This window comes from Shewanella sp. 10N.286.52.B9 (genome assembly GCF_002873635.1).
In the GTDB taxonomy this organism is placed as follows: domain Bacteria; phylum Pseudomonadota; class Gammaproteobacteria; order Enterobacterales; family Shewanellaceae; genus Shewanella.
This window is the reverse complement of the sequence record NZ_MCTY01000127.1, coordinates 1-1,371: the sequence shown is the minus strand read 5'-3', so window position 1 is coordinate 1,371 and position 1,371 is coordinate 1. Positions and strand designations below refer to the sequence as shown.

At 41.0% G+C, this 1,371-nt stretch carries 1 protein-coding gene and 1 pseudogene; one reads left to right on the top strand and one right to left on the bottom strand.

Annotated features, from left to right (window positions below):
• Positions 1-155: pseudogene (locus BCU91_RS07870) on the bottom strand (transposase); the annotation flags it as partial.
• 72 nt (positions 156-227) lie between these two features.
• Between BCU91_RS07870 and BCU91_RS07865 the strand changes: the two are divergent.
• Positions 228-1,330 (top strand): IS3 family transposase gene (locus tag BCU91_RS07865; protein WP_102531236.1). Its coding sequence is split into 2 segments (ribosomal slippage): positions 228-483 and positions 483-1,330, totalling 1,104 coding nucleotides; the frame shifts between segments, so codons are not numbered across the junction.
• Positions 1,331-1,371: the final 41 nt, after the last annotated feature.

The following is a 1,371-nucleotide window of genomic DNA, read 5'->3' as shown; positions in this document are numbered from 1 at the left end:
CTGCCTTCACGGTCTCGCGGCGTATCAAGCTCAAATTGACCATCTTCAGTTTGAATGCGCTTGCTGGTTTTACCGTTACGGCTATTAGCAGAAGTCGATTTATGGTGTTTCTCATAGCCCAGGTGGTCATCCATTTCGGCATTAAGAGCGGCTTCTGTAAGAAGCCCTTAAAATCAGAATGTTTTAAATAGAGTTTTCCATTTACACTAAACCAAATGGAGAATCACATGAAAAAGACACGTTTTACTGAAAGCCAAATCATCAACATCCTCAAAGAAGGCGAGTCTGGCGCATTGACGGTGCCAGAGTTATGCCGCAAACATAATGTGGGTCAAAGTACCTATTACAAATGGAAATCTAAATATGGTGGTATGCAAGCCTCTGATTTAACCCGTATGCGTGAATTAGAAGCCGAGAACGCCAAACTTAAAAAGATGTTTGCTGATGTCAGCTTACAAAACATGGCACTCAAAGACATTGTTGAAAAAAAGCTATAAAGCCAGCAGAGCGGAAGGTGTTAGCCCACTATGCCATTAATGAATTTGGCCTAGGTGTTGTGTTGGCTTGTGATGCGCTAAGTATTAGTCGTTGCACATTTTATTACCAACTCAAGCGTATCGATGATAATGACATCATTGAGGCCGTATCAGGCATTACAGAGAAGCATAGGGCTTATGGTTTTAGGAAGATATTTAAACGACTACGACTCCTAGGGCATCAATGGAATCATAAACGTGTGTATCGCGTTTATTGTGGTTTGAAACTTAACTTACGACGAAAAGGCAAAAAACGCTTACCGTCACGTGAACCAGAGCCACTAGCCGTTCCAGTAAAGGCAAATGATTGCTGGTCAATGGATTTTATGAGCGACAACTTGTTTTCAGGAAAGTCGTTCAGAACTTTTAATGTGATTGATGACTATCATCGTGAAGCTTTAGCGATAGAAGTGGACTCAAGCTTACCTGCTCAACGGGTAATACGTGTACTGGATAGAATCGCAGCCTATCGCGGTTACCCTAAGCGTTTAAGGCAAGATAATGGGCCTGAGTTTATCTCACATGCACTTGAGATATGGGCTGAACAACACGGTATTAAGTTAGACTTTATTAAGCCAGGTAAGCCCACTCAAAATGCGTTTATTGAACGATTTAACCGGACTTATCGAAATGAAGTATTGGACTGTTATTTGTTCAACAGCTTGACTGAAGTAAGGGAAATCACGGATAGTTGGCTTGAAGAATATAATTATGATCGGCCCCATGAATTACTAAACAATCTACCGCCCAAGCTATATGAGCGGTTAAATAAAGAAAACTCTCTTAAAATATGATCGATATAAGGGAGGGTTACACTTCGACCGTTATCTTTTTG